Annotated in this window: 16 protein-coding genes; 9 read left to right on the plus strand and 7 right to left on the minus strand. The window is 70.5% G+C overall.

Annotated features, from left to right (window positions below):
• Nucleotides 1-40 precede the first annotated feature (40 nt).
• Nucleotides 41-547 (plus strand): PH domain-containing protein, encoded by a 507-nt coding sequence (locus ABRP24_RS08260; protein ID WP_214542376.1) that lies wholly within the window; start codon nucleotides 41-43, stop codon nucleotides 545-547.
• A 104-nt stretch (nucleotides 548-651) separates the two neighbouring features.
• On the opposite strand, the gene ABRP24_RS08265 is transcribed toward ABRP24_RS08260, so the two are convergent.
• From ABRP24_RS08265 to ABRP24_RS08275, 3 genes are read right to left on the minus strand one after another with little or no spacing between them, the layout of a single operon-like run.
• Nucleotides 652-2,796, minus strand: coding sequence for a dipeptide ABC transporter ATP-binding protein (locus ABRP24_RS08265; RefSeq protein WP_301600380.1), 2,145 nt, complete (start codon nucleotides 2,794-2,796; stop codon nucleotides 652-654).
• Complete coding sequence (locus ABRP24_RS08270; protein WP_083404166.1) at nucleotides 2,789-3,727, minus strand: ABC transporter permease; 939 nt, start codon at nucleotides 3,725-3,727, stop codon at nucleotides 2,789-2,791. Before ABRP24_RS08270 ends, ABRP24_RS08265 begins: the two co-directional genes overlap by 8 nt.
• Before the next feature lie 3 nt (nucleotides 3,728-3,730).
• Nucleotides 3,731-4,711, minus strand: coding sequence for an ABC transporter permease (locus ABRP24_RS08275; RefSeq protein WP_027464558.1), 981 nt, complete (start codon nucleotides 4,709-4,711; stop codon nucleotides 3,731-3,733).
• A 255-nt stretch (nucleotides 4,712-4,966) separates the two neighbouring features.
• Here ABRP24_RS08275 and ABRP24_RS08280 point away from each other — a divergent pair, with 255 nt between their 5' ends.
• Entirely contained in the window at nucleotides 4,967-6,685 is a 1,719-nt protein-coding gene (locus ABRP24_RS08280; protein ID WP_071244946.1) for an ABC transporter family substrate-binding protein, read from the plus strand.
• Between the two features lie 123 nt (nucleotides 6,686-6,808).
• Here ABRP24_RS08280 and ABRP24_RS08285 read toward each other — a convergent pair whose 3' ends face one another.
• From ABRP24_RS08285 to ABRP24_RS08295, 3 genes are all read right to left on the minus strand, one after another.
• Nucleotides 6,809-7,363 (minus strand): PH domain-containing protein, encoded by a 555-nt coding sequence (locus tag ABRP24_RS08285; RefSeq protein WP_349848073.1) that lies wholly within the window; start codon nucleotides 7,361-7,363, stop codon nucleotides 6,809-6,811.
• Between the two features lie 193 nt (nucleotides 7,364-7,556).
• Nucleotides 7,557-8,036 carry a peroxiredoxin gene (locus tag ABRP24_RS08290; protein WP_111110026.1) on the minus strand — a complete coding sequence of 160 codons (480 nt, stop codon included), beginning with the start codon at nucleotides 8,034-8,036 and terminating at the stop codon, nucleotides 7,557-7,559.
• Between the two features lie 76 nt (nucleotides 8,037-8,112).
• Nucleotides 8,113-8,862, minus strand: a complete 750-nt coding sequence (locus ABRP24_RS08295) for a CPBP family intramembrane glutamic endopeptidase (RefSeq protein WP_349848068.1) — start codon at nucleotides 8,860-8,862, stop codon at nucleotides 8,113-8,115.
• Between the two features lie 121 nt (nucleotides 8,863-8,983).
• Between ABRP24_RS08295 and typA the strand changes: the two genes are divergently transcribed.
• From typA to ABRP24_RS08330, 7 genes are all read left to right on the plus strand, one after another.
• Nucleotides 8,984-10,906: a translational GTPase TypA gene (gene typA / locus ABRP24_RS08300; protein WP_027464562.1), complete on the plus strand. Its 1,923-nt coding sequence runs from the start codon at nucleotides 8,984-8,986 to the stop codon at nucleotides 10,904-10,906.
• A gap of 97 nt (nucleotides 10,907-11,003) precedes the next feature.
• Nucleotides 11,004-12,197: an amidohydrolase gene (locus ABRP24_RS08305; protein ID WP_071244959.1), complete on the plus strand. Its 1,194-nt coding sequence runs from the start codon at nucleotides 11,004-11,006 to the stop codon at nucleotides 12,195-12,197.
• Nucleotides 12,198-12,314: 117 nt separating this feature from the next.
• Nucleotides 12,315-12,863, plus strand: coding sequence for a hypothetical protein (locus tag ABRP24_RS08310; RefSeq protein ID WP_349848065.1), 549 nt, complete (start codon nucleotides 12,315-12,317; stop codon nucleotides 12,861-12,863).
• A gap of 19 nt (nucleotides 12,864-12,882) precedes the next feature.
• On the plus strand, nucleotides 12,883-14,067 hold the full coding sequence (locus ABRP24_RS08315; protein WP_349848062.1) for a PIG-L family deacetylase: 1,185 nt from the start codon (nucleotides 12,883-12,885) through the stop codon (nucleotides 14,065-14,067).
• A gap of 35 nt (nucleotides 14,068-14,102) precedes the next feature.
• Complete coding sequence (gene fdxA, locus ABRP24_RS08320) at nucleotides 14,103-14,420, plus strand: ferredoxin (RefSeq protein ID WP_017887060.1); 318 nt, start codon at nucleotides 14,103-14,105, stop codon at nucleotides 14,418-14,420.
• 12 nt (nucleotides 14,421-14,432) lie between these two features.
• The gene (dapC, locus tag ABRP24_RS08325; protein ID WP_027464564.1) at nucleotides 14,433-15,551 is read left to right on the plus strand and encodes a succinyldiaminopimelate transaminase; all 1,119 of its coding nucleotides are present in this window, start codon (nucleotides 14,433-14,435) and stop codon (nucleotides 15,549-15,551) included.
• Nucleotides 15,552-15,715: 164 nt separating this feature from the next.
• On the plus strand, nucleotides 15,716-17,014 hold the full coding sequence (locus ABRP24_RS08330; protein WP_081827170.1) for a citrate synthase: 1,299 nt from the start codon (nucleotides 15,716-15,718) through the stop codon (nucleotides 17,012-17,014).
• A gap of 866 nt (nucleotides 17,015-17,880) precedes the next feature.
• On the opposite strand, the gene dapD is transcribed toward ABRP24_RS08330, so the two are convergent.
• On the minus strand, nucleotides 17,881-18,846 hold the full coding sequence (gene dapD, locus ABRP24_RS08335; protein WP_349848058.1) for a 2,3,4,5-tetrahydropyridine-2,6-dicarboxylate N-succinyltransferase: 966 nt from the start codon (nucleotides 18,844-18,846) through the stop codon (nucleotides 17,881-17,883).
• Nucleotides 18,847-18,886 lie beyond the last annotated feature (40 nt).

Raw genomic sequence — 18,886 nt, forward strand, 5'->3', positions numbered from 1 at the left:
CGGACGCCCCGTCGTCCTCCGCGCTGGTCGCGGGGGCGCGGTGGCGTCCGGCCTCGTCGCCGTCCTGGGGCTGTTCCTGCTCGGCGATGCGGCGTTCCGGGGGAGCTGGGACGTCGTCCTCCGCGCTGCCGGCCCGATCGCCGTGCTCGTCTGGGCGCTCTGGGTCCTGACCTACCGCCCGTGCATCGTCATCGACGAGCGCGCGGTCACCGTGGTCAACCCGCTCCGCCGCACCGTGGTGCCGTGGCAGGCCGTCGCCGACGTCCGGCTCCGCTGGCAGATCGTGATCGAGACGGTCGCCGGCCGGAAGGTCCAGTGCTGGGGCGGCCCGTCGCTGCCACGGCCGAAGCCGGCCCGGCGCGGCGAGCGGGCGGTCCTGCGACAGCCCGACGAGATGACCGTGCTGCTCGACCGCTGGTCCGAGCACCGCGACGGCACCGGTGCCGGCGACGCCGTGCGTGGCTGGGACGTGCCGGCCCTGACGGTCGGCGCAGCCGCGCTGGCGCTGCTCGCCGCCTCGCTGCTCAGCCTGTGGCTGGGAGCCTGACGCGGCTCGCGATCGCGACCACGCGACGGACGGGAGGCCCGGTACCAGCTGGTACCGGGCCTCCCGTCCGTCTGCTGGTCACGTCCACGGCGTGACCGACGTCGTCAGACGACCGCGCCGACCCGCTCGGTGAGCAGGTGCTCCTGGTCGGTCTGGATGCAGGCGACACCACGGCCGTGCACGGGCTCGAGACCCGGGTCGATCGTGCGGCACTGCTCCTGCCGGCCCTCGTCGAGGAGCTGGTAGAGCGGGCAGCGCGTGCGGAACCGGCACCCGTCGATGCGCTCCGTGGGGGAGGGCAGGTCGCCGTCGAGCAGGATGCGCCCGCGGGCGGCCTCGGCCAGGGGGTCCGGCACCGGCACGGCCGACAGCAGGGCCCGCGTGTACGGGTGCTGGGGGTCCGAGAACACCGCGTCGCCGTCGCCGTACTCGACGATGCGGCCGAGGTACATGACCGCGACGTCGTCGGCGATGTGCCGGACCACGGACAGGTCGTGCGCCACGAACAGGTACGACAGCCCGAGGCGGTGCTTGAGGTCCTCGAGCAGGTTGATCACACCGGCCTGCACCGACACGTCGAGCGCGGAGACCGGCTCGTCCAGCACCAGGATCTTCGGCTCGACGATGAGCGCACGGGCGATGCCGATGCGCTGCCGCTGGCCACCCGAGAACTCGTGCGGGTACCGGTCGATGTAGCTCGGTTCGAGCCCGACCAGCTCGAGCACGTCGCGCACCCGCCGGCGGATCTCGTCCTTCGCGACGCCGTGCACGGTGAGGGGTTCACCGATCACCGAGCCGATGTCGAGCCGGGGGTCGATCGACGCCATCGGGTCCTGGAACACGACCTGGATGTCGCGGCGCAGTGCCAGACGGTCCTTCTTGGACAGCGAGGCGGTGTCGACGCCGTTCACCCGGATGGTGCCGTGCTGGGCCCCGGCGAGCTCGAGGATCTCCATGATGGTGGTCGTCTTGCCGCAGCCGGACTCGCCGACCAGGCCGAGCACCTGCCCGCGCTTGAGCGTCAGGGAGATGCCGTCGACGGCGTGCACCTCGCCGATCTGCCTGCGGAACAGCGCGCCCTTGGTGAGCGGGAACGTCTTGACCACGTCCTGCAGCTCGAGCACGACGTCGTCGCCGTGGTCGACGGCCGCCTCGGGGACGTCCTCGGGGCGGGGGAAGATCTCCGAGCGCTCGAGGGTGCCCGCGGCGATCTCGTCGCGACGGATGCACGCGGCGGTGTGGTCGTCGAGCAGGGTTCCGTTGCCGATCGTCGTGACGGCACCGGTCAGGACCGGGTTGTCGGCGCTCTGCGGCACCGACGGTGCGACGAGGGCGGGTTCGCCGTCGCGGCAGGCGTCGATGACGGCGGGGCAGCGGTCGGCGAACGGGCAGCCTGTCGGCTTCTGCGTGAGCAGGGGCGGGCGGCCGTCGAGCGGGACGAGTCGCTCGGTGCGGGCGGACGTCATGTTCGGCATCGAGCGGAGCAGCCCGATCGTGTACGGCATCACCGGCTCGCGGAACAGGGGGAGCACCGGCGCCGTCTCGACGATCCGGCCGGCGTACATCACGGCGACGCGGTCGGCGTTGCCGGCGACGACGCCGAGGTCGTGGGTGATGAGCACGACGGCCGCACCGGTCATGTCCTTGGCGGTCTGCAGCACGTCGAGGATCTGCGCCTGGATCGTCACGTCGAGCGCCGTGGTGGGCTCGTCCGCGATGATCAGCTTCGGGTCGTTCGCGATGGCGATGGCGATCATCGCGCGCTGGCGCATGCCGCCGGAGAACTCGTGCGGGAACGCGTCGAGTCGTCGAGCCGGGTTCGGGATGCCGACGATGCGCAGGAGTTCCTCGGCGCGGGTGCGTGCGGCGTGCTGGCTGAGGGAGCGGTCGTGCAGGCGCAGGCCCTCGATGATCTGCTGGCCGATCGTGTACACCGGCGTCAGGGCGGACAGCGGGTCCTGGAACACCATCGCGATGTCACGACCGCGCAGCGCCGACATCTCGCGGTCGTTCCTGCCGACGAGCTCCTGTCCGTCGAACCGGATGCTGCCCTGCACCTGGGCGGACGACGGCAGCAGCCCCATCACGGCCATCGAGGACACCGACTTGCCGGAACCCGACTCGCCGACGATGCCGAGGAACTCGCCGGGAGCCACCGAGTAGTCGACACCCCGGACCGCGTAGACGGGCTTGGTCTTCGGGTTGAACGTGACCGACAGGTCGGACACGGTGAGCAGCGGCTCAGTCACGGTTGGCTCCGGAGGTGGGGTCGATGGCGTCGCGCAGGGCGTCGCCGAGCAGGCTGGTCGAGAGCACGGTCGCGACGAGCGTCGCGGCGGGCAGGACGAACAGCCACGGGCGGGTGACGGCGGACTGGCTGCCGGCGGCGAGCAGGGTACCGAGCGAGACGTCGGGGATCTGGATGCCGAAGCCGAAGAAGCTCAGCGAGCTCTCCGCCAGGATCGCGGCACCGACGCCGAGCGTGGCGTCGATGATGAGCAGCGACGCCACGTTCGGCAGGATGTGCCGCCGGATGATCGTGAACGCCGGGACACCCATGAACCGGGCGGCCTTGACGTAATCGCGTTCGCGCAGCGACATCGTCTGACCGCGGATCACCCGGGCCATCACCATCCAGCTGAACACCGCGAGGCCGACGATGAGGGCCACCCACGTCAGGTTCTTGAACACCGGGCTGAGCAGCACGAGCGCGTAGAACGACGGGATCACGAGCAGCAGGTCGATGACCCACACGAGCAGCCGGTCGGTGACGCCGCCGAAGTACCCGGCGATCGCGCCGACGATGCCGGCGATCAGGGTCGCTGCCGGACCGGCGATCAGACCGATGAGCAGCGACTTCTGCAGGCCGACCAGGGTCTGCGCGTAGATGTCCTGGCCGATGTCGTTCGTGCCGAACCAGTGCGCGGCGCTCGGCGGCATGCCGAACGCCAGTCCGTCCGAGTCGACGGCGTTCCAGTGGTACAGGTACGGGCCGAGGAACGCCCAGAGGATGATGAGGAGCAGGGCGCTGCCGCCGATGCGCGCGCGCCAGGTGCCGAACACCTTGCGCCAGAGCGGGGTGCGGCCGCCCTTCACCTCGATGACGTGCGCCGGCGTACCGGCGTTGCCGTCGCCGGGGTCACCGGCGGTGGTCGTGGTCGTGGGGTCGAGAACAGACACGGGTCACACCCTCACTCGCGGGTCGAGCGCGGCGTACAGCAGGTCCGCGAGGGTTCCTGCGATGAGCACGAGGATCGCCGTGAAGAGGATCGTGCCCGACGCCGCGTTGATGTCGTTGTTGCTGATGCTCTGGACGAAGTACTCGCCCATGCCGTGCCAGCTGAAGACCAGCTCGGTGATGCTCGCGCCGGTCAGGATGAGTCCGAACGAGTACGCGAAGAAGGTCGACATCGGGATGAGGGCGACCCGCACACCGTGGCGCATGATCGCCGACCCGCGGGTGCGGCCCTTCGACCGTGCGGTGCGGATGAAGTCGTTCGACAGCACGTCGAGCATCGCCGAGCGCTGGTAGCGCGAGTACGTGGCGACGGCGCCGATGGTGAGCGAGATCGTCGGTAACAGCAGGTGCCCGAGCCGGTCGCCGAGCACCGGGAAGAACCCGGTCACCCCCGGCGTGTACTCGCCGGTGAACCGGATCACCTGCGTCCCGACGCCCTGGTTGAGCGTGGTCGCGAGGATCATCAGCACGACCGCGATGACGAAGGTCGGGGTGGCGAGCACCGCGAACGACAGGTAGGTCGACACCTGGTCGGACGTGCGGTACTGCCGGACCGCGTTCCAGACGCCGAGCAGCACCCCGAGGATCGCGCCGAGCAGTGTGCCGATCACGAGCAGCCGCAGGCTCGTGCCGGAGCGGGCGATGATGTCGGCCGTCACCTCGGTGCCGCGGGTGCTCATGCCGAGCGAGCCGTGCGTCACCAGACCGACCCACCAGTCCCAGGTGCGGACGAGGAGCGGGGTGTCCGGATCGGCGCCGAGCTTGCGGAGCGACGCCTGGATGGTGCCCGGCGGCACGGCCGGGTTGCGCCCCAGGAACCGGGCGGCCGGGTTGAGCGTCGTGCTGGCGAGGATGTACCCGAGCGTGGTCGCCACGATCGTCAGGACGATGTAGTTGACGATCCGCTTTGCGATGAAGGCGAGCATGTGGTTCGTGACCTCTGGGTGCGGCCGTCCGACCGGACGGCGTTGTCGGTGGCGACAGGCTAGCCGTTCGAGCGACTGGGTGGGACAACGGAAGTGACGCTATGCAACATTCGTTACGAGCGTGTTTCGATTCATCGCACAGACCCTTGTGCCGCCTTCGGATGTGGCTAGGGTTCTCAACCAACAGGCGCGACGGCGGGGGCCGCCGCGGTCCAGCGCGATCTGCGCGAACCACAACGAAAGGGAATCCTCGCCATGCGAAAGAGGATCAAGGGCATCGCCGTCCTGGCCACCGCTGCGGCAGCTGCCGTCGTGCTCGCCGGCTGCTCCGGCGGCGGAGAAGCGGGCGGCGACAACTCCGCGGTCGCCGAGTCGTCGCTGAAGTCGACCGGTTGGACCGTCGCGGACCGCGCCGACGTCAAGGACGGAGGGTCGATCACCCTGCCGATCGACACGGCTCCGGCGAACTGGCAGCTGGCCAACCTGGACTCGGGGACCGTCGACGACACGACGATCTCGCAGACCTACCTGCCGGGCTTCATCCAGTTCAAGGAGAACGGCGAGTGGGAGGCGAACAAGGACTACGCGACCTCCGTCGAGCTGACCAAGGACTCGCCCCAGACCGTCGAGATCAAGATCAACCCGAAGGCCGTGTGGTCGGACGGCACCCCGATCAGCGCGAAGGACGTCATCGCGAACTGGAAGGCGCTGAACGGCACGAACAAGGCCTTCGCGCCCCTCGCCACCAACGTGTGGGAGGACGTGGACTCGGTCAAGCAGGGCTCCGACGAGCGTGACGTCATCATGACGTTCTCGAAGACCAACGCCGACTGGGCGAGCGTCCTCGGCGCGATCTACCCGTACTGGGCCGTCGACACCCCGGACCACTTCAACAAGGCCTGGGCCAAGGGTCCGTACGCGGCCGACGGCAAGACCTACGTCTCCGGTGGCCCGTACATCCTGAAGTCCTTCGACGCCAACGGTGGCGTCGTGACCTTCGAGAAGAACCCCAAGTGGTGGGGCGACGAGGGCAAGCTCGACACGATCGTCTTCAAGACGGTGTCCCGTGACGGTGTCGCCCAGGCGTACGGCAACAAGGAGCTCGACGCCTTCAACCTGAACGGCAGCGCCGACAACCTCAAGACGGCGAACTCGCGCTCCGACTCGAAGATCGAGCGGTCGCTCGGCACCACGCAGCGCCAGATCACGCTGAACGGCACCTCGGACGTCTTCAAGGACCAGGACGTGCGCCAGGCGTTCGCGCAGGCGATCAACCGCAAGGTGCTCGCCCAGGCGATCCTGTCGCCGGTGAAGAGCCCGGGTGACGTGCTCAACAACCTGACGTACCTGCCCGGCCAGGAGGGCTACAAGGACGACGTGTCGAGCGTCTACGGCTACAGCACCGACAAGGCGAAGTCGAAGCTCGAGGACGCCGGCTGGAAGATCGGCTCGGACGGCTACGCGACCAAGGGCGGCAAGGAACTCGACGTCCGCTTCGTGATCCCGTCGGACAACCCGAACTCGGCGAACGTCGCGCAGCTCGTGCAGCAGCAGACCAAGCTCGCTGGCTTCAAGGTGACCATCGACACCGTGCCCACCGACGACTTCTTCACGAAGTACATCACCACGACGACCCGTGACTTCGACGCCACGTACTTCGCGTGGCAGGGCACCCCGTTCCCGATCTCGTCGCTGAAGTCGATCTACTACCCCGCCGACGCCGGCCAGAACTACACCGGCGTGACGGACGACTCGCTCGGTGCCGCCTGGGACAAGGCGAACGGCGAGCTCGACCCGGATGCCCGCATCAAGGACGCGCAGGCCATCGACAAGAAGATCGTCGCGGTCGCCGGCACCATCCCGCTGTTCGCCGAGCCGTACGCCTGGGGCGTGCGCAAGGACCTGGTGAACTACGGTCCGGCACAGTTCCAGCAGTCCTCGGTCAAGTGGCAGGACGTCGGCTACACCAAGTAGTCGGCACCGCGTTCACGAACGACACCGCACACGAACGACACCCTCGACGTCGCACGACGTCGGGGGTGTCGTTCTGCGTCGGGCTGCCGGCCGACCTGACCGGCCGCGACGACTGCGCGACCGCTAGAACCGAGCCGCCGCCAGCGACGCCGCGACCCCGAGGACGACCATCGCCAGGACCGTCCAGCCGTGGGTGCGGTGCGTGATCGGCGCAGCCGTCACGCTCGACGGGGGCGGCCCGTCGTGCGCGGCCGATGCGGGCACGTGGGCCAGCATCCGCGCGGCCGCAGCGTCGACGTCCAGGCGATCCGGGCCTCCCGGCCGGTCACCGGTGTGCGCTGCGAGACGCGCCGTCGGGCGGGTCGCGATCCAGACGCGACGGACGCCCTCGCTGGTGACCACCTCGATGCCGTACTTCGTGCGCACCTCGCTGATGCGTGACCAGGTGTACGTGCTGGTCCGCCGGACGTCCACGATGCGCAGGTGCTCCGGCGTCAGCTCGATCCGGGGCCGCCACAGCGCCGCCCACGCGACGAACGCGACGGCGATGCTCGGGATCGGCACGAGCCAGGGGGCGTCGCCGCCGAGCAGGGCCAGTGGGACGAGCACGACGGCCACGACCCAGAGGACGACGGCGAGGGCGCGCAGGCCGGGGGCGACGATGGTGGTGGTGGGCACCGGACGAGGGTACGAGATGCCTCCCCGGAGACGCCCGGGGAGCGGGTGTGACACACCGGCGCGTATCTCCGGACGACCCGATTCCCCGGGGAGGCAGATCCTGGACGGACCCTCGTGCCGTCCATGGTCGTCGCCCCCAGTTGGGGTGTCAATACCCCATCTCGGCGCACTCAGCGGACTCCCACGCCGGGGCCTACGAAACGAGCAGTTCGATCTGTTCGCGGATGGTCTCGGCCTTCGGGAACCGCAGACCGACCAGGCCGACGTGCCGCCACCGGACCACGCCGTCGGGGCCGATCACGAAGACCGATCGGCGCAGGCCGATGCCCGGTGCCTGCACCCCGTAGGCGCGGATCACCGAGCCCGCGGTGTCGCTGAGCAGCGGGAACGCGAGCGAGGACCCGCGGGCGAACCCCTCGTGCGAGTCGAGTGCCTGCGGGCTGATGCCCCACACGGTCGCGCCGAGGTCGGTGAACTCGTCGAGTTCGGCCTGGTAGCTGCAGAGCTGGGCCGTGCAGACCGCCGTCGCGTCGCCCGGGTAGAAGGCCAGCACCACGGTGCGGCCGATCTCGGCGGACAGGTCGTACTCGTCGTCGGTGCGGACGCCGCCGCGGACGACCATCCCCGGCAGGGTGAACGACGGGGCGGACTCGCCGATCGCGGGGATGCTCATGAGTCTCACGGTAGGGCGAGCCGGCGGGGGTTGCCCCTCGGCGCGCTGTGCGGGGGCTGTGGATGCGCTCCGCGGCCTACGAGAACAACTGCGGGAACGCGTGCGCCACCCAGGGGTACCCGACGAAGACCACCGCGTCGAGCAGCGCGTGCGTGATGACGAGCGGCAGGAGCCGGCCCCACCTCGTGTAGATCCAGCCGAACACGACGCCCATCGCCGCGTTGCCGATGAACGCCCCGAACCCCTGGTACAGGTGGTAGCTGCCGCGCAGCAGGGCGGTCGACAGGATCATCTGCCAGCGACCCCAGCCCAGGTCGCCGAGTCGGGCGTAGAGGTACCCGATCACGATCACCTCTTCCTGCAGACCCGAGCGGATCGCGGACAGCAGCAGGACCGGGACCGTCCACCAGTACGAGTTGAGCGCGGCGGGGTCGACCGCGACCGTGATGCCGAGCGCCCGCCCTGCGAAGTACAGCGCGAGCCCCGGGATCCCGATGCACAGCGCGATGAGCGCCGGGCCGCCCAGGTCCGGCTTCGCCCGGAACCGGTCGATCCCGAGCCGCCCGAGGTGCGGCCGCGACGTGCTCCACAGCAGGTAGCAGACGAGCGCGACCGGGGCCAGGTCCACCGCGATGCCGAGGAGCTGCCGGGCGAGGTCGACGTACTGCACCGTCGTCGACGAGGTGTTCAGGGCCGTCGACTGCTCGCCGAGCGGGGTCGTCTGCGACAGGTCGTCGATGATCTGCAGGATCGAGTAGAGGGCGCTGGCACCGAGCGAGAGCAGCAGGACGATGGTGATCTCGACCCACGTTCGCCGACGGCTCATGCGCTGTACTCCTGTCGCTTGCGAACTACCGGTAGACTGGCGTGTCGGGCGTTCTGCCCACGGGTGCGGTGCTGTGAAAACACTGGCCCGACACTCTCCCAGAAATTGAAGGATGTCCTGTATGGCGCTCGCCACCCGGTCCGACCTGCGCAACGTCGCCATCGTGGCACACGTCGACCACGGCAAGACCACCCTCGTCGACGCGATGCTCACGCAGACCAACTCGTTCGACGCCCACTTCGAGGGCGAAGACCGCATGATGGACTCGAACGACCTCGAGCGCGAGAAGGGCATCACGATCCTCGCGAAGAACACGTCGGTGCTCTACAACGGCAAGCACGCGACCGAGTTCGGCGCGGACGGCCCCATCACCATCAACGTGATCGACACGCCCGGCCACGCCGACTTCGGTGGTGAGGTCGAGCGCGGCCTCTCCATGGTCGACGGTGTCGTGCTGCTCGTCGACGCCTCCGAGGGTCCCCTGCCCCAGACCCGCTTCGTGCTGCGCAAGGCGCTCGCCGCGAAGCTCCCGGTGATCCTGCTCGTCAACAAGACGGACCGGCCCGACTCCCGCATCGACGAGGTCGTCTCCGAGTCGCAGGACCTGCTCCTCGGCCTGGCCTCGGACCTGTCGGACGAGGTCGACGACCTCGACCTCGACGCGATCCTCGACGTCCCGGTGGTCTACGCCTCGGGTCGCAACGGCGCCGCGTCGCGCAACAAGCCGAACGACGGCGAGCTGCCCGACAACGACGACCTCGAGCCGCTGTTCGAAGCGATCCTCCAGCACGTCCCGGCCCCGAAGTACGACGACGAGCACCCGCTGCAGGCGCACGTCACGAACCTCGACGCCTCCCCGTTCCTCGGTCGCCTCGCGCTCCTGCGCATCTTCCACGGCACCATGAAGAAGGGCCAGACGGTCGCGTGGGTCAAGCACGACGGCACCGTCGTCAACGCCCGCATCACCGAGCTCCTCATCACGAAGGCGCTCGACCGCTACCCGGCCGAGTCGGCTGGCCCCGGTGACATCGTCGCCGTCGCCGGATTCGACACGATCACCATCGGCGAGACCCTGACCGACCCCGAGGACGTCCGCCCGCTGCCGACCATCACGGTCGACGACCCGGCGATCTCGATGACGATCGGCACGAACACCAGCCCGCTCGTCGGCAAGGTCAAGGGCCACAAGCTGACCGCCCGCATGGTCAAGGAGCGCCTCGACCGCGAGCTCGTCGGCAACGTCTCGCTCAAGGTCCTCGACATCGGCCGCCCCGACGCGTGGGAGGTCCAGGGTCGTGGTGAGCTCGCACTCGCCATCCTGGTCGAGCAGATGCGTCGCGAGGGCTTCGAGCTCACCGTCGGCAAGCCGCAGGTGGTCACGAAGCGTGACGAGAACGGCAAGCTGCAGGAGCCGTACGAGCACATGACGATCGACACGCCGGAGGAGTACCTCGGCGCGATCACGCAGCTCATGGCCGCTCGCAAGGGCCGCATGGAGAACATGACGAACCACGGCACCGGCTGGGTGCGCATGGAGTTCATCGTCCCGTCGCGCGGCCTGATCGGCTTCCGCACGTCGTTCCTGACCGAGACCCGCGGCACCGGCATCGCCAACGCGATCTTCCACGGCTACGACGAGTGGGCCGGCGCGATCCAGACCCGCATCAACGGCTCGATCGTCTCCGACCGCTCCGGTGTGGTGACGCCGTTCGCCATCACGAACCTCCAGGAGCGGATGTCGTTCTTCGTCAACCCGACCGAAGAGGTCTACGAGGGCATGGTCATCGGCGAGAACTCGCGCGCCGACGACATGGACGTGAACATCACCAAGGAGAAGAAGCTCACCAACATGCGTTCGGCGAACGCCGACACGTTCGAGTCGATGACGCCGTCGCGTCAGCTCTCGTTGGAGGAGTGCCTCGAGTTCGCCCGTGAGGACGAGTGCGTCGAGGTCACCCCCGCCGCCGTGCGCATCCGCAAGGTCGAGCTGGACGCGTCGGCTCGCCAGCGCTCCTACGCGCGTCTCAAGCGCCAGGACGCGTAAGCACCAGCAGCAACACCCGCGGAGGCCCGTCCTCCGTCCGACGGCCCGGTCACCTGCAACAGGTGGCCGGGCCGTTCGCGGTTGTACCGTGGTCAGCGTGACTCTCGACCTGCTCTCGATCTACCAGGACCTGCACGCCCACCCGGAGCTCGGCTTCCAGGAGCACCGCACCGCCGGTGTCATCACTGCGAAGCTCGCCGAGATCGGTGGGATCGAGGTGACGACGGGCGTCGGCGGCACCGGCGTCGTCGGTGTCGTGTCGAACGGCGAGGGCCCCGTGGTCTGGCTCCGCGCCGACATGGACGGCCTGCCCGTGCAGGAGCGGACCGGCCTGTCCTACGCCAGCGAGCACGTCGGCACCGACGACGAGGGCCGCGAGGTCCCGACCATGCACGCCTGCGGCCACGACATCCACGTCACGTGGCTGCTCGGCACGCTCGAGCGCCTGGTCGCGACCACGGGGGACTGGCGTGGCACGGTCGTCGCCGTCTTCCAGCCTGCTGAAGAGGTCATCTCCGGGGCCCGCGCGATGGTCGAGGACGGCCTGGTCGAGCGGTTCCCGAAGCCGGACGTCGTGCTCGGGCAGCACTCCGCGCCCGCACCGGTCGGCATCGTCGCCGTCGGCACCGGCCCCGTGATGGCGTCGAGCGACCGGCTGACGGTGACCTTCAACGGTCGTGGGGCGCACGGTTCGGCGCCGCAGGCCTCGCTCGACCCGGTCGTCACCGCGGCCTCGGCCGTCGTGCGGCTGCAGACCGTCGTCGCCCGCGAGGTCTCGCCGAGCGACGCGGGGGTCGTCACCGTCGGCAGCTTCCACGCCGGCACGCGGGCGAACATCATCCCCGACGAGGCCGTCATCGAGATCTCGACCCGGGCCCGCAACGAGGAGACCCGCCAGCGCATCATCGCGTCGATCGAGCGCATCGTCCGTGCCGAGAGCACGGCCGGTGGCCTGGCCGAGCCGACGATCGTGCGTGCACCGGGCGCCGAGGTCACCGTGAACGACGCCGAGGCCGCCGCCACCGTGCTCGAGGCCATCCGCGCCGAGGTGCCGGGAGCCCGCGACCTGGAGATCGGGCTCGCCATGGCGTCGGAGGACGTCGGTCAGCTCGCCACCGCAGCCGGAGCGCCGCTCGTGTACTGGTTCACGGGCATCACCGACCCGGAGCGCTTCCGTCGCGGCGAGGAGATCCCGAGCAACCACTCGCCGTTCTACGCGCCGCAGGCCGAGACCGCGATCCCGGTCGGCGTCGACGCCCTGGTCGCGGCGACGCGCGCCTACGTCGCCTGACACGTCCTTCGGGAAGGAGGCCCGGGGCGGACCCGCCGCGCACGTGACCGCCCCGGGGACGGCACGTTCACAGCCAACTCGCGCCGGGCCTCCCGGCTCGTCCGTTACGGTCGCGCCATGCGCTCCCTCCGTACCCCGCTGATCGCCGCCGTCGCTGCCGGCATCGCCCTGGCCGGACTCACCGGCTGCTCGACCCAGGCCGTGCAGCAGGCCACCGACCTCGGGTCCTCCGTCGCGTCGAACGTCGCCGACGGGGTCGCGGGCATCGACGGCAAGGCGATCCAGGACGGCATGTCCTCGGTCGCCGGGGGCATCGACGGCGCGCTCGACACAGCGCTCAAGGGCGCGGACGTCACCTCCGACGGCAAGGTGCCGGACGGGTTCCCGTCCGCCGACGTCCCGCTCGTCGACGGCACCGTGCTCGGCGGGGGAGCCGGACCGAACGGCTCCGGGTGGGTCGCGCAGGTCCGGGCGGCCTCGGTCGACGACTTCCAGGTCGCCGTGCAGCAGCTCACCGACGCCGGGTACACCGAGTCGGCGAAGCGTGCGGACTCGTCGAGCGCGTTCGGCATGTTCCGGAGCGACGCCTACCGCGTCGTCCTGACCTTCTCGGAGAACAAGGACAGCGGCGGCGTCACCGCGACCTACATCGTCACGCCCCGCTAGTCCCGTACCCTTGGGGACGATGTCGAAGGCCCCTGCCACGCGCCCCGAGCGCGTCCTGATCGTGCACGCCCACCCCGACGACGAGACGCTCTCGTCGGGCGGGACCATCGCGACCCTGCTCGAGCGCGGCGCCGAGGTGACCGTGCTCACCGCGACCCGGGGCGAGCGCGGCGAGATGCTCACGGAGCAGTTGGCCCCGCTGGCGGGCGACCCCGCGCGGGTGGCACGGCACCGGGAGACCGAGATCGACGCGGCCCTCGCCGCCCTCGGCGGGCCGCAGCACCTGTGGCTCGGCGGGCGCGGTGCCCGGCCGACCGACCTGCCGGAGCGTCGCTACGTCGACTCCGGCATGCAGTGGGGCCCGGACGGGCGGGCCACCGCCGCGGACGACGCCCCGGCCGACTCACTGACCGCGGCCGACCTGGGCGAGGTCGTGGACGACGTCCGCGCCGCGATCCGCTCCACCGGTGCCGACGCCGTGATCAGCTACGCCGACGACGGCGGCTACGGGCACCCCGACCACGTGCGGATGCACCACGCGGCGCAGTACGCGGCCCGAGCCGAGGAAGTCCCGTTCTCGATGATCGTCGACCCCGCCAGCGGTCAGGCCGACGTCACGGTCGACGTCCTACCCGTCCGGGCCAAGGTGCGTGCGGCGGTCGAGCAGTACCGCTCCCAGGTCGCCGTCGACCCTGTGGACCCCGCCGACCCAGCGGCCCTGTCGTGGGTCATGCCGCACGGCGTCCGGCAGCACGCCCCGGCGGCCGAGGCGTTCCGGCACGACGCGGCCCCGCAGCCGGCGGCTCCGCAGACCTACGCCGAGATGTCCGGCCAGGGCAAGGCCGCGGCGGTCGTCGTCTCGCTGCTGCTCGGGCTGCTCGCCGGCGGCCTCGGCACGGTCACGCACCAGCAGACGATCGGCGCGTTCCCGGTCGGACTCGTCGTCACCACCCTCATCGTGCTCGGCCTGACCGTGGGCGTGCGGCTCGTCTACCGCTCGCGTGCGATGGTCGCCGCGATCGGCATCGGGATCCTCGTCGCGACGCAGGTGCTCGTGTCGGTCGGCGGGGAGAGCTCGCCGCTCGTCCTCGCCAACGCGGCCGGGTACGTGTGGACGTTCGCCCCCGCGGTCATCGCCGCCCTGGTCCTCGCGTGGCCGGACCTGTCGGGGCTGCGGTCCCGGACGGCCCCGGGCCGCGAGTAGACTCGAACCCGCTCGTCGAAGGGAGCACCCGAACCGTGACCTACGTGATCGCCCAGCCCTGTGTCGACGTCAAGGACCGCGCCTGCATCGACGAATGCCCGGTCGACTGCATCTACGAGGGTGACCGCTCGCTCTACATCCACCCCGACGAGTGCGTCGACTGTGGTGCGTGTGAGCCGGTCTGCCCCGTCGAGGCCATCTACTACGAGGACGACCTGCCCGACCAGTGGGCCGACTACTACAAGGCCAACGTCGAGTTCTTCGACGAGGTCGGGTCGCCCGGCGGTGCCGCGAAGGTCGGTGTGATCCACAAGGACCACCCCGTCGTCGCAGCCGAGCCCGTCCGCGGCTGACCGGACCCCCTCGTGGCGCTCGACCTCCCCGACTTCCCCTGGGACCAGCTAGTCCCGTTCAAGCAGCGCGCCGCGGCGTACGAGGGCGGCATCGTCGACCTCAGCGTCGGATCGCCCGTCGACCCCACGCCCGAGGTCGTCCGCACCGCCCTGGCCACCGCGACCGACGCGCACGCCTACCCGCAGGTCGCCGGCACCCCGGCGCTGCGGCAGGCCATCGCCGACTGGTACGGCCGTCGCCACGGCGTCGCCCTGACCGAGGCGAACGCGCTGCCGACGATCGGCTCGAAGGAGTTCATCGCGGGCCTCGCGCTCTGGCTCGGCATCGGCCCCGGTGACACCGTGGTGTTCCCGGCCGCCGCGTACCCGACGTACGAGCTCGGAGCCGCACTGGTCCGCGCCGATGCCCTGGCCTCGGACGACCCCGCGGCGTGGCCGTCCACCACGAAGCTCGTGTGGCTGAACTCCCCGGGCAACCCCGACGGCCGCGTGCTGACCCTCGACGAACTCCGTGCCGCCGTGGTCCGCGCCCGCGAGCTCGGAGCCGTCATCGTCGGCGACGAGTGCTACGCCGAGCTCGGGTGGGACCCGGACCACGCCACCACCCCGACGCCCACGATCCTCGACCCGCGGGTCGTCGGCGACTCGCTCGACGGCGTGCTGAGCGTGTACTCGCTGTCGAAGCAGTCGAACCTCGCCGGCTACCGTGCGGCCTTCGTCGCCGGTGACGCCGCGATCCTGGCCGACGTCCTGGCCGTCCGGAAGCACGCCGGGCTCATGCCGCCGCTGCCCGTACAGCAGGCCATGGTCGTCGCGCTGCAGGACGAGACCCACGTGCAGCAGCAGAAGGCCCGCTACCGGGCCCGCCGGAACATGCTCCGGCGAGCACTCGAGGACGCCGGGTTCCGGATCGACCACAGCGAGGCCGGGCTCTACCTCTGGGCCACCCGTGGCGAACCCGCACTCGACACCGTGGCCTGGCTCGCCGACCGCGGGATCCTCGTCGCACCGGGAACGTTCTACGGCGCAGCAGGGGGCGAGCACGTCCGCGTGGCCCTGACGGCGACTGACGAACGCATCGCCGCAGCGGCGCAGCGACTGGCGAGCAGCCGTCGCCTCGGTACCGCTTAGCACGGACACGAGTACTCCGGGCGGGCCCCGCAATCCGTGAGAACCACCAAATCGTCACCTGGGATGTGTGCACGACCGACAGGTGCCGCGATTAGGCTGTCCTCGTGACTGACACTGCCAATGACGCTCAGAAGACGGCCACACCGCCCACCACGCCCGTCCCCGTGAGTCCCGCCGCCGAACAGCAGGGCGCGACCGCGACGCTGACGTTCCCGGGCGGCACGGCGGAGTTCCCGATCCTGCAGAGCGTCGACGGCGCGTCCGCGATCGACATCTCGACCTTCAAGAAGCAGACCGGGATGAACACGCTCGACTACGGGTTCGTGAACACCGGTGCGACGAAGAGCGCGATCACCTACATCGACGGCGACCAGGGCATCCTGCGCTACCGCGGGTACCCGATCGACCAGATCGCCGGCAACTGCACCTTCCTCGAGGTCGCGTGGCTCCTGATCTACGGCGAGCTGCCGACCCCCACCGAGCTCGAGCAGTTCGACGCCCGCATCCGTCGGCACACGCTGCTGCACGAAGACCTCCGCCGCCTGTTCGACGCCCTGCCGCACTCGGCGCACCCGATGTCCGTGCTCTCGAGCGCCGTGAGCGCCCTGTCCACGTACTACGAGGACGACATGGACGTCGACGACCCCGAGAAGGTCGAGCTGCAGACCGTCCGGCTCCTCGCCAAGCTCCCGGTGATCGCGGCCTACGCCCACAAGAAGGCCATCGGGCAGGCGTTCCTGTACCCGGACAACTCGCTGTCGTTCGTCGACAACTTCCTGCGACTGAACTTCGGCACCATGGCCGAGACCTACAAGCCCAACCCGGTGCTCTCGAAGGCGCTCGAGCGGCTCCTCATCCTGCACGAGGACCACGAGCAGAACGCCTCGACCTCGACGGTGCGCATGGTCGGCTCGACGAAGGCGAACATGTTCGCCTCGATCTCGGCCGGCATCAACGCCCTGTACGGCCCGCTGCACGGCGGCGCGAACGAGGCCGTGCTCGAGATGCTCCAGCAGATCAAGGACTCGGGCGAGCCCGTGACGCGCTTCGTCGAGCGGGTGAAGAACAAGGAGCAGGGCGTCAAGCTCATGGGCTTCGGACACCGCGTCTACAAGAACTACGACCCGCGCGCGAAGCTCGTCAAGGAGTCCGCGCACGAGGTCCTCGAGTCCCTCGGTGTGCAGGACGACCTGCTCGACATCGCGATGGAACTCGAGCAGATCGCGCTCGAGGACGAGTACTTCGTCAGCCGCAAGCTCTACCCGAACGTCGACTTCTACACCGGCATCATCTACAAGGCGATGGGCTTCCCGCCTCGGATGTTCACCGTCCTGTTCGCGATCGGTCGTCTGCCGGGCTGGATCGCCCAGTGGCGCGAGCTGAACAACGACCCGCTCAACAAGATCGGTCGCCCGCAGCAGCTCTACGTGGGTGCGCCCGAGCGGGACGTCCCCTCGCGCTGACCGACTCCGAGCGCCCCGCCCCACGGTTCCGTGGCGCGGGGCGCTCGTGCGTGTGCGCCGCGTGGCATTCCGCCCGCTCGCGGGGCGGTGGGGCGGCGGGACGCGCCGCTCGGCTCTGCCGAGTGGTCGTGAACTGTCGTTGAGTGGGTGCCGAACCGACGGTTCGTGCGCCCTCGGCGCCCGCGGACGGTGTGTTGTGACCACTCGCGGGGCGGGGCGGGGCACTGGATGCGACGGCCTGGAGGCCCGGTGGCGGTCTCGCGGACCGGCGCCGGGCCTCCCGTGCGTGCGTGTCGGGCGCGGGGCGGCGGGACGCGCCGCTCGCCTTCGCCGAGTGGTCGCTAACTGTCGTTGGGTGGGTGTCCAACCGACGGTTCGTGCCCCCGGCGCCCGCGGACGACGTGTCGTGACCGCTCGCGGGGCGGCGCTGGACGCAACGGTCTGGAGGCCCGGTGGCGGTCTCGTGGACTGGCTCCGGGCCTCCAGGCGGGCGCGTCGGGCGCGGGCCGGCGGGGCGCGCCGCTCACCTCCGCCGAGTGGTCGTGAACTGTCGTCCAGCGGGTGTCGAACCGACGGTTCGTGCACCCTCGGCGCCCGCGGACGGTGTGTCATGACCGCTCGCGGGGCGGGGCGCTGGACGCAACGGCCTGGAGGCCCGGTGGCGGTCTCGTGGACTGGCTCCGGGCCTCCAGGCGGGCGCGTCGGGCGCGGGGCGGCGGGACGCGCCGCTCGCCTTCGCCGAGTGGTCGTGAACTGTCGTCCGGCGGGTGTCCAACCGACGGTTCGGGCACCCGCGGCGCCCGCGGACGGTGTGTTGTGACCGCTCGCGGGGCGGGCCTCCGGGCCGGCGCGCCCGGCGTGGTGCGCTACGCGTGCAGCGCGGTGTTCAGCTGGATGCCCTCGCCCTTGCGCTGCAGCGCCTCGACGGCGCCGCTGACGCTGTTGCGGCGGAACAGGAAGTTCGGGGTGCCGGAGAGCTCGGCAGCCTTGACGGTCTTCGGGGTGCCGTCGGGGTTCGGGGCCGCGCCGACCAGCACGACCTTGGTGCCGGCCGTGACGTAGAGACCGGCCTCGATGACGGAGTCGTCACCGAGCGAGATGCCGAGGCCCGCGTTCGCGCCGAGCAGCGCGCGTTCGCCGAGCGAGACACGGTGCGTGCCTCCGCCGGACAGGGTGCCCATGATCGAGGCGCCGCCGCCGATGTCGGTGCCGTTGCCGACGACGACGCCCTGCGAGACGCGGCCCTCGATCATGGCGTCGCCCAGGGTGCCGGCGTTGAAGTTCACGAAGCCCTCGTGCATGACGGTCGTACCCGGTGCCAGGTGGGCGCCGAGACGGACCCGGTTCGCGTCGCCGATCCGCACGCGGTCCGGCACGACGTAGTCGACCAGACGCGGGAACTTGTCGATCGCGTGCACGGCGATGCCGGCGCGCTGCAGGGACGGGCGCAGGCGCGTCAAGGACTCGGGGTGCACCGGGCCGGCGTTCGTCCACGCGACGATCGGCAGGTGGCCGAAGATGCCGTCGAGGGAGACCTCGTTCGGGCGGACGTGCAGGTGGCTCAGCAGGTGCAGGCGGAGGTACGCGTCCGGGGTGCTCGTCGGGCCGGCGTCGATCGTGATCTCGGTGGTGACGGCCTCGATCCGGACCTCACGGCGGGGGTCGTCCCCGACGTGCGCCTGCAGCTCGGCGGGGAACACGGCGTCGGCGGGCAGCGCGCCGAGGTGCGTCTCGGGGTACCAGGTGTCGAGCGTCGTGCCGTCGGCGGCGATCGTCGCGAGGCCGTGGCCCCAGGCGTGGGTCGGGCGGTCGGTGGCAGTCGTGTCGGTCACGGCTCCAGGGTACCGAGCGCCGTTCGGCGGGCACCGTCCG

The sequence above is a fragment of the Curtobacterium sp. WHRI 8282 genome (genome assembly GCF_040223925.2).
GTDB lineage: Bacteria > Actinomycetota > Actinomycetes > Actinomycetales > Microbacteriaceae > Curtobacterium > Curtobacterium flaccumfaciens.

Bases quoted from the DNA above. Each gene is read 5' to 3' on its own strand.
- ABRP24_RS08275 (WP_027464558.1), bottom strand. From the start codon at position 4,711: ATGCTCGCCTTCATCGCAAAGCGGATCGTCAACTACATCGTCCTGACG.
- ABRP24_RS08315 (WP_349848062.1), top strand. From the start codon at position 12,883: ATGTCGAAGGCCCCTGCCACGCGCCCCGAGCGCGTCCTGATCGTGCAC.
- ABRP24_RS08310 (WP_349848065.1), top strand. From the start codon at position 12,315: ATGCGCTCCCTCCGTACCCCGCTGATCGCCGCCGTCGCTGCCGGCATC.
- ABRP24_RS08290 (WP_111110026.1), bottom strand. From the start codon at position 8,036: ATGAGCATCCCCGCGATCGGCGAGTCCGCCCCGTCGTTCACCCTGCCG.
- ABRP24_RS08280 (WP_071244946.1), top strand. From the start codon at position 4,967: ATGCGAAAGAGGATCAAGGGCATCGCCGTCCTGGCCACCGCTGCGGCA.
- typA (WP_027464562.1), top strand. From the start codon at position 8,984: ATGGCGCTCGCCACCCGGTCCGACCTGCGCAACGTCGCCATCGTGGCA.
- ABRP24_RS08295 (WP_349848068.1), bottom strand. From the start codon at position 8,862: ATGAGCCGTCGGCGAACGTGGGTCGAGATCACCATCGTCCTGCTGCTC.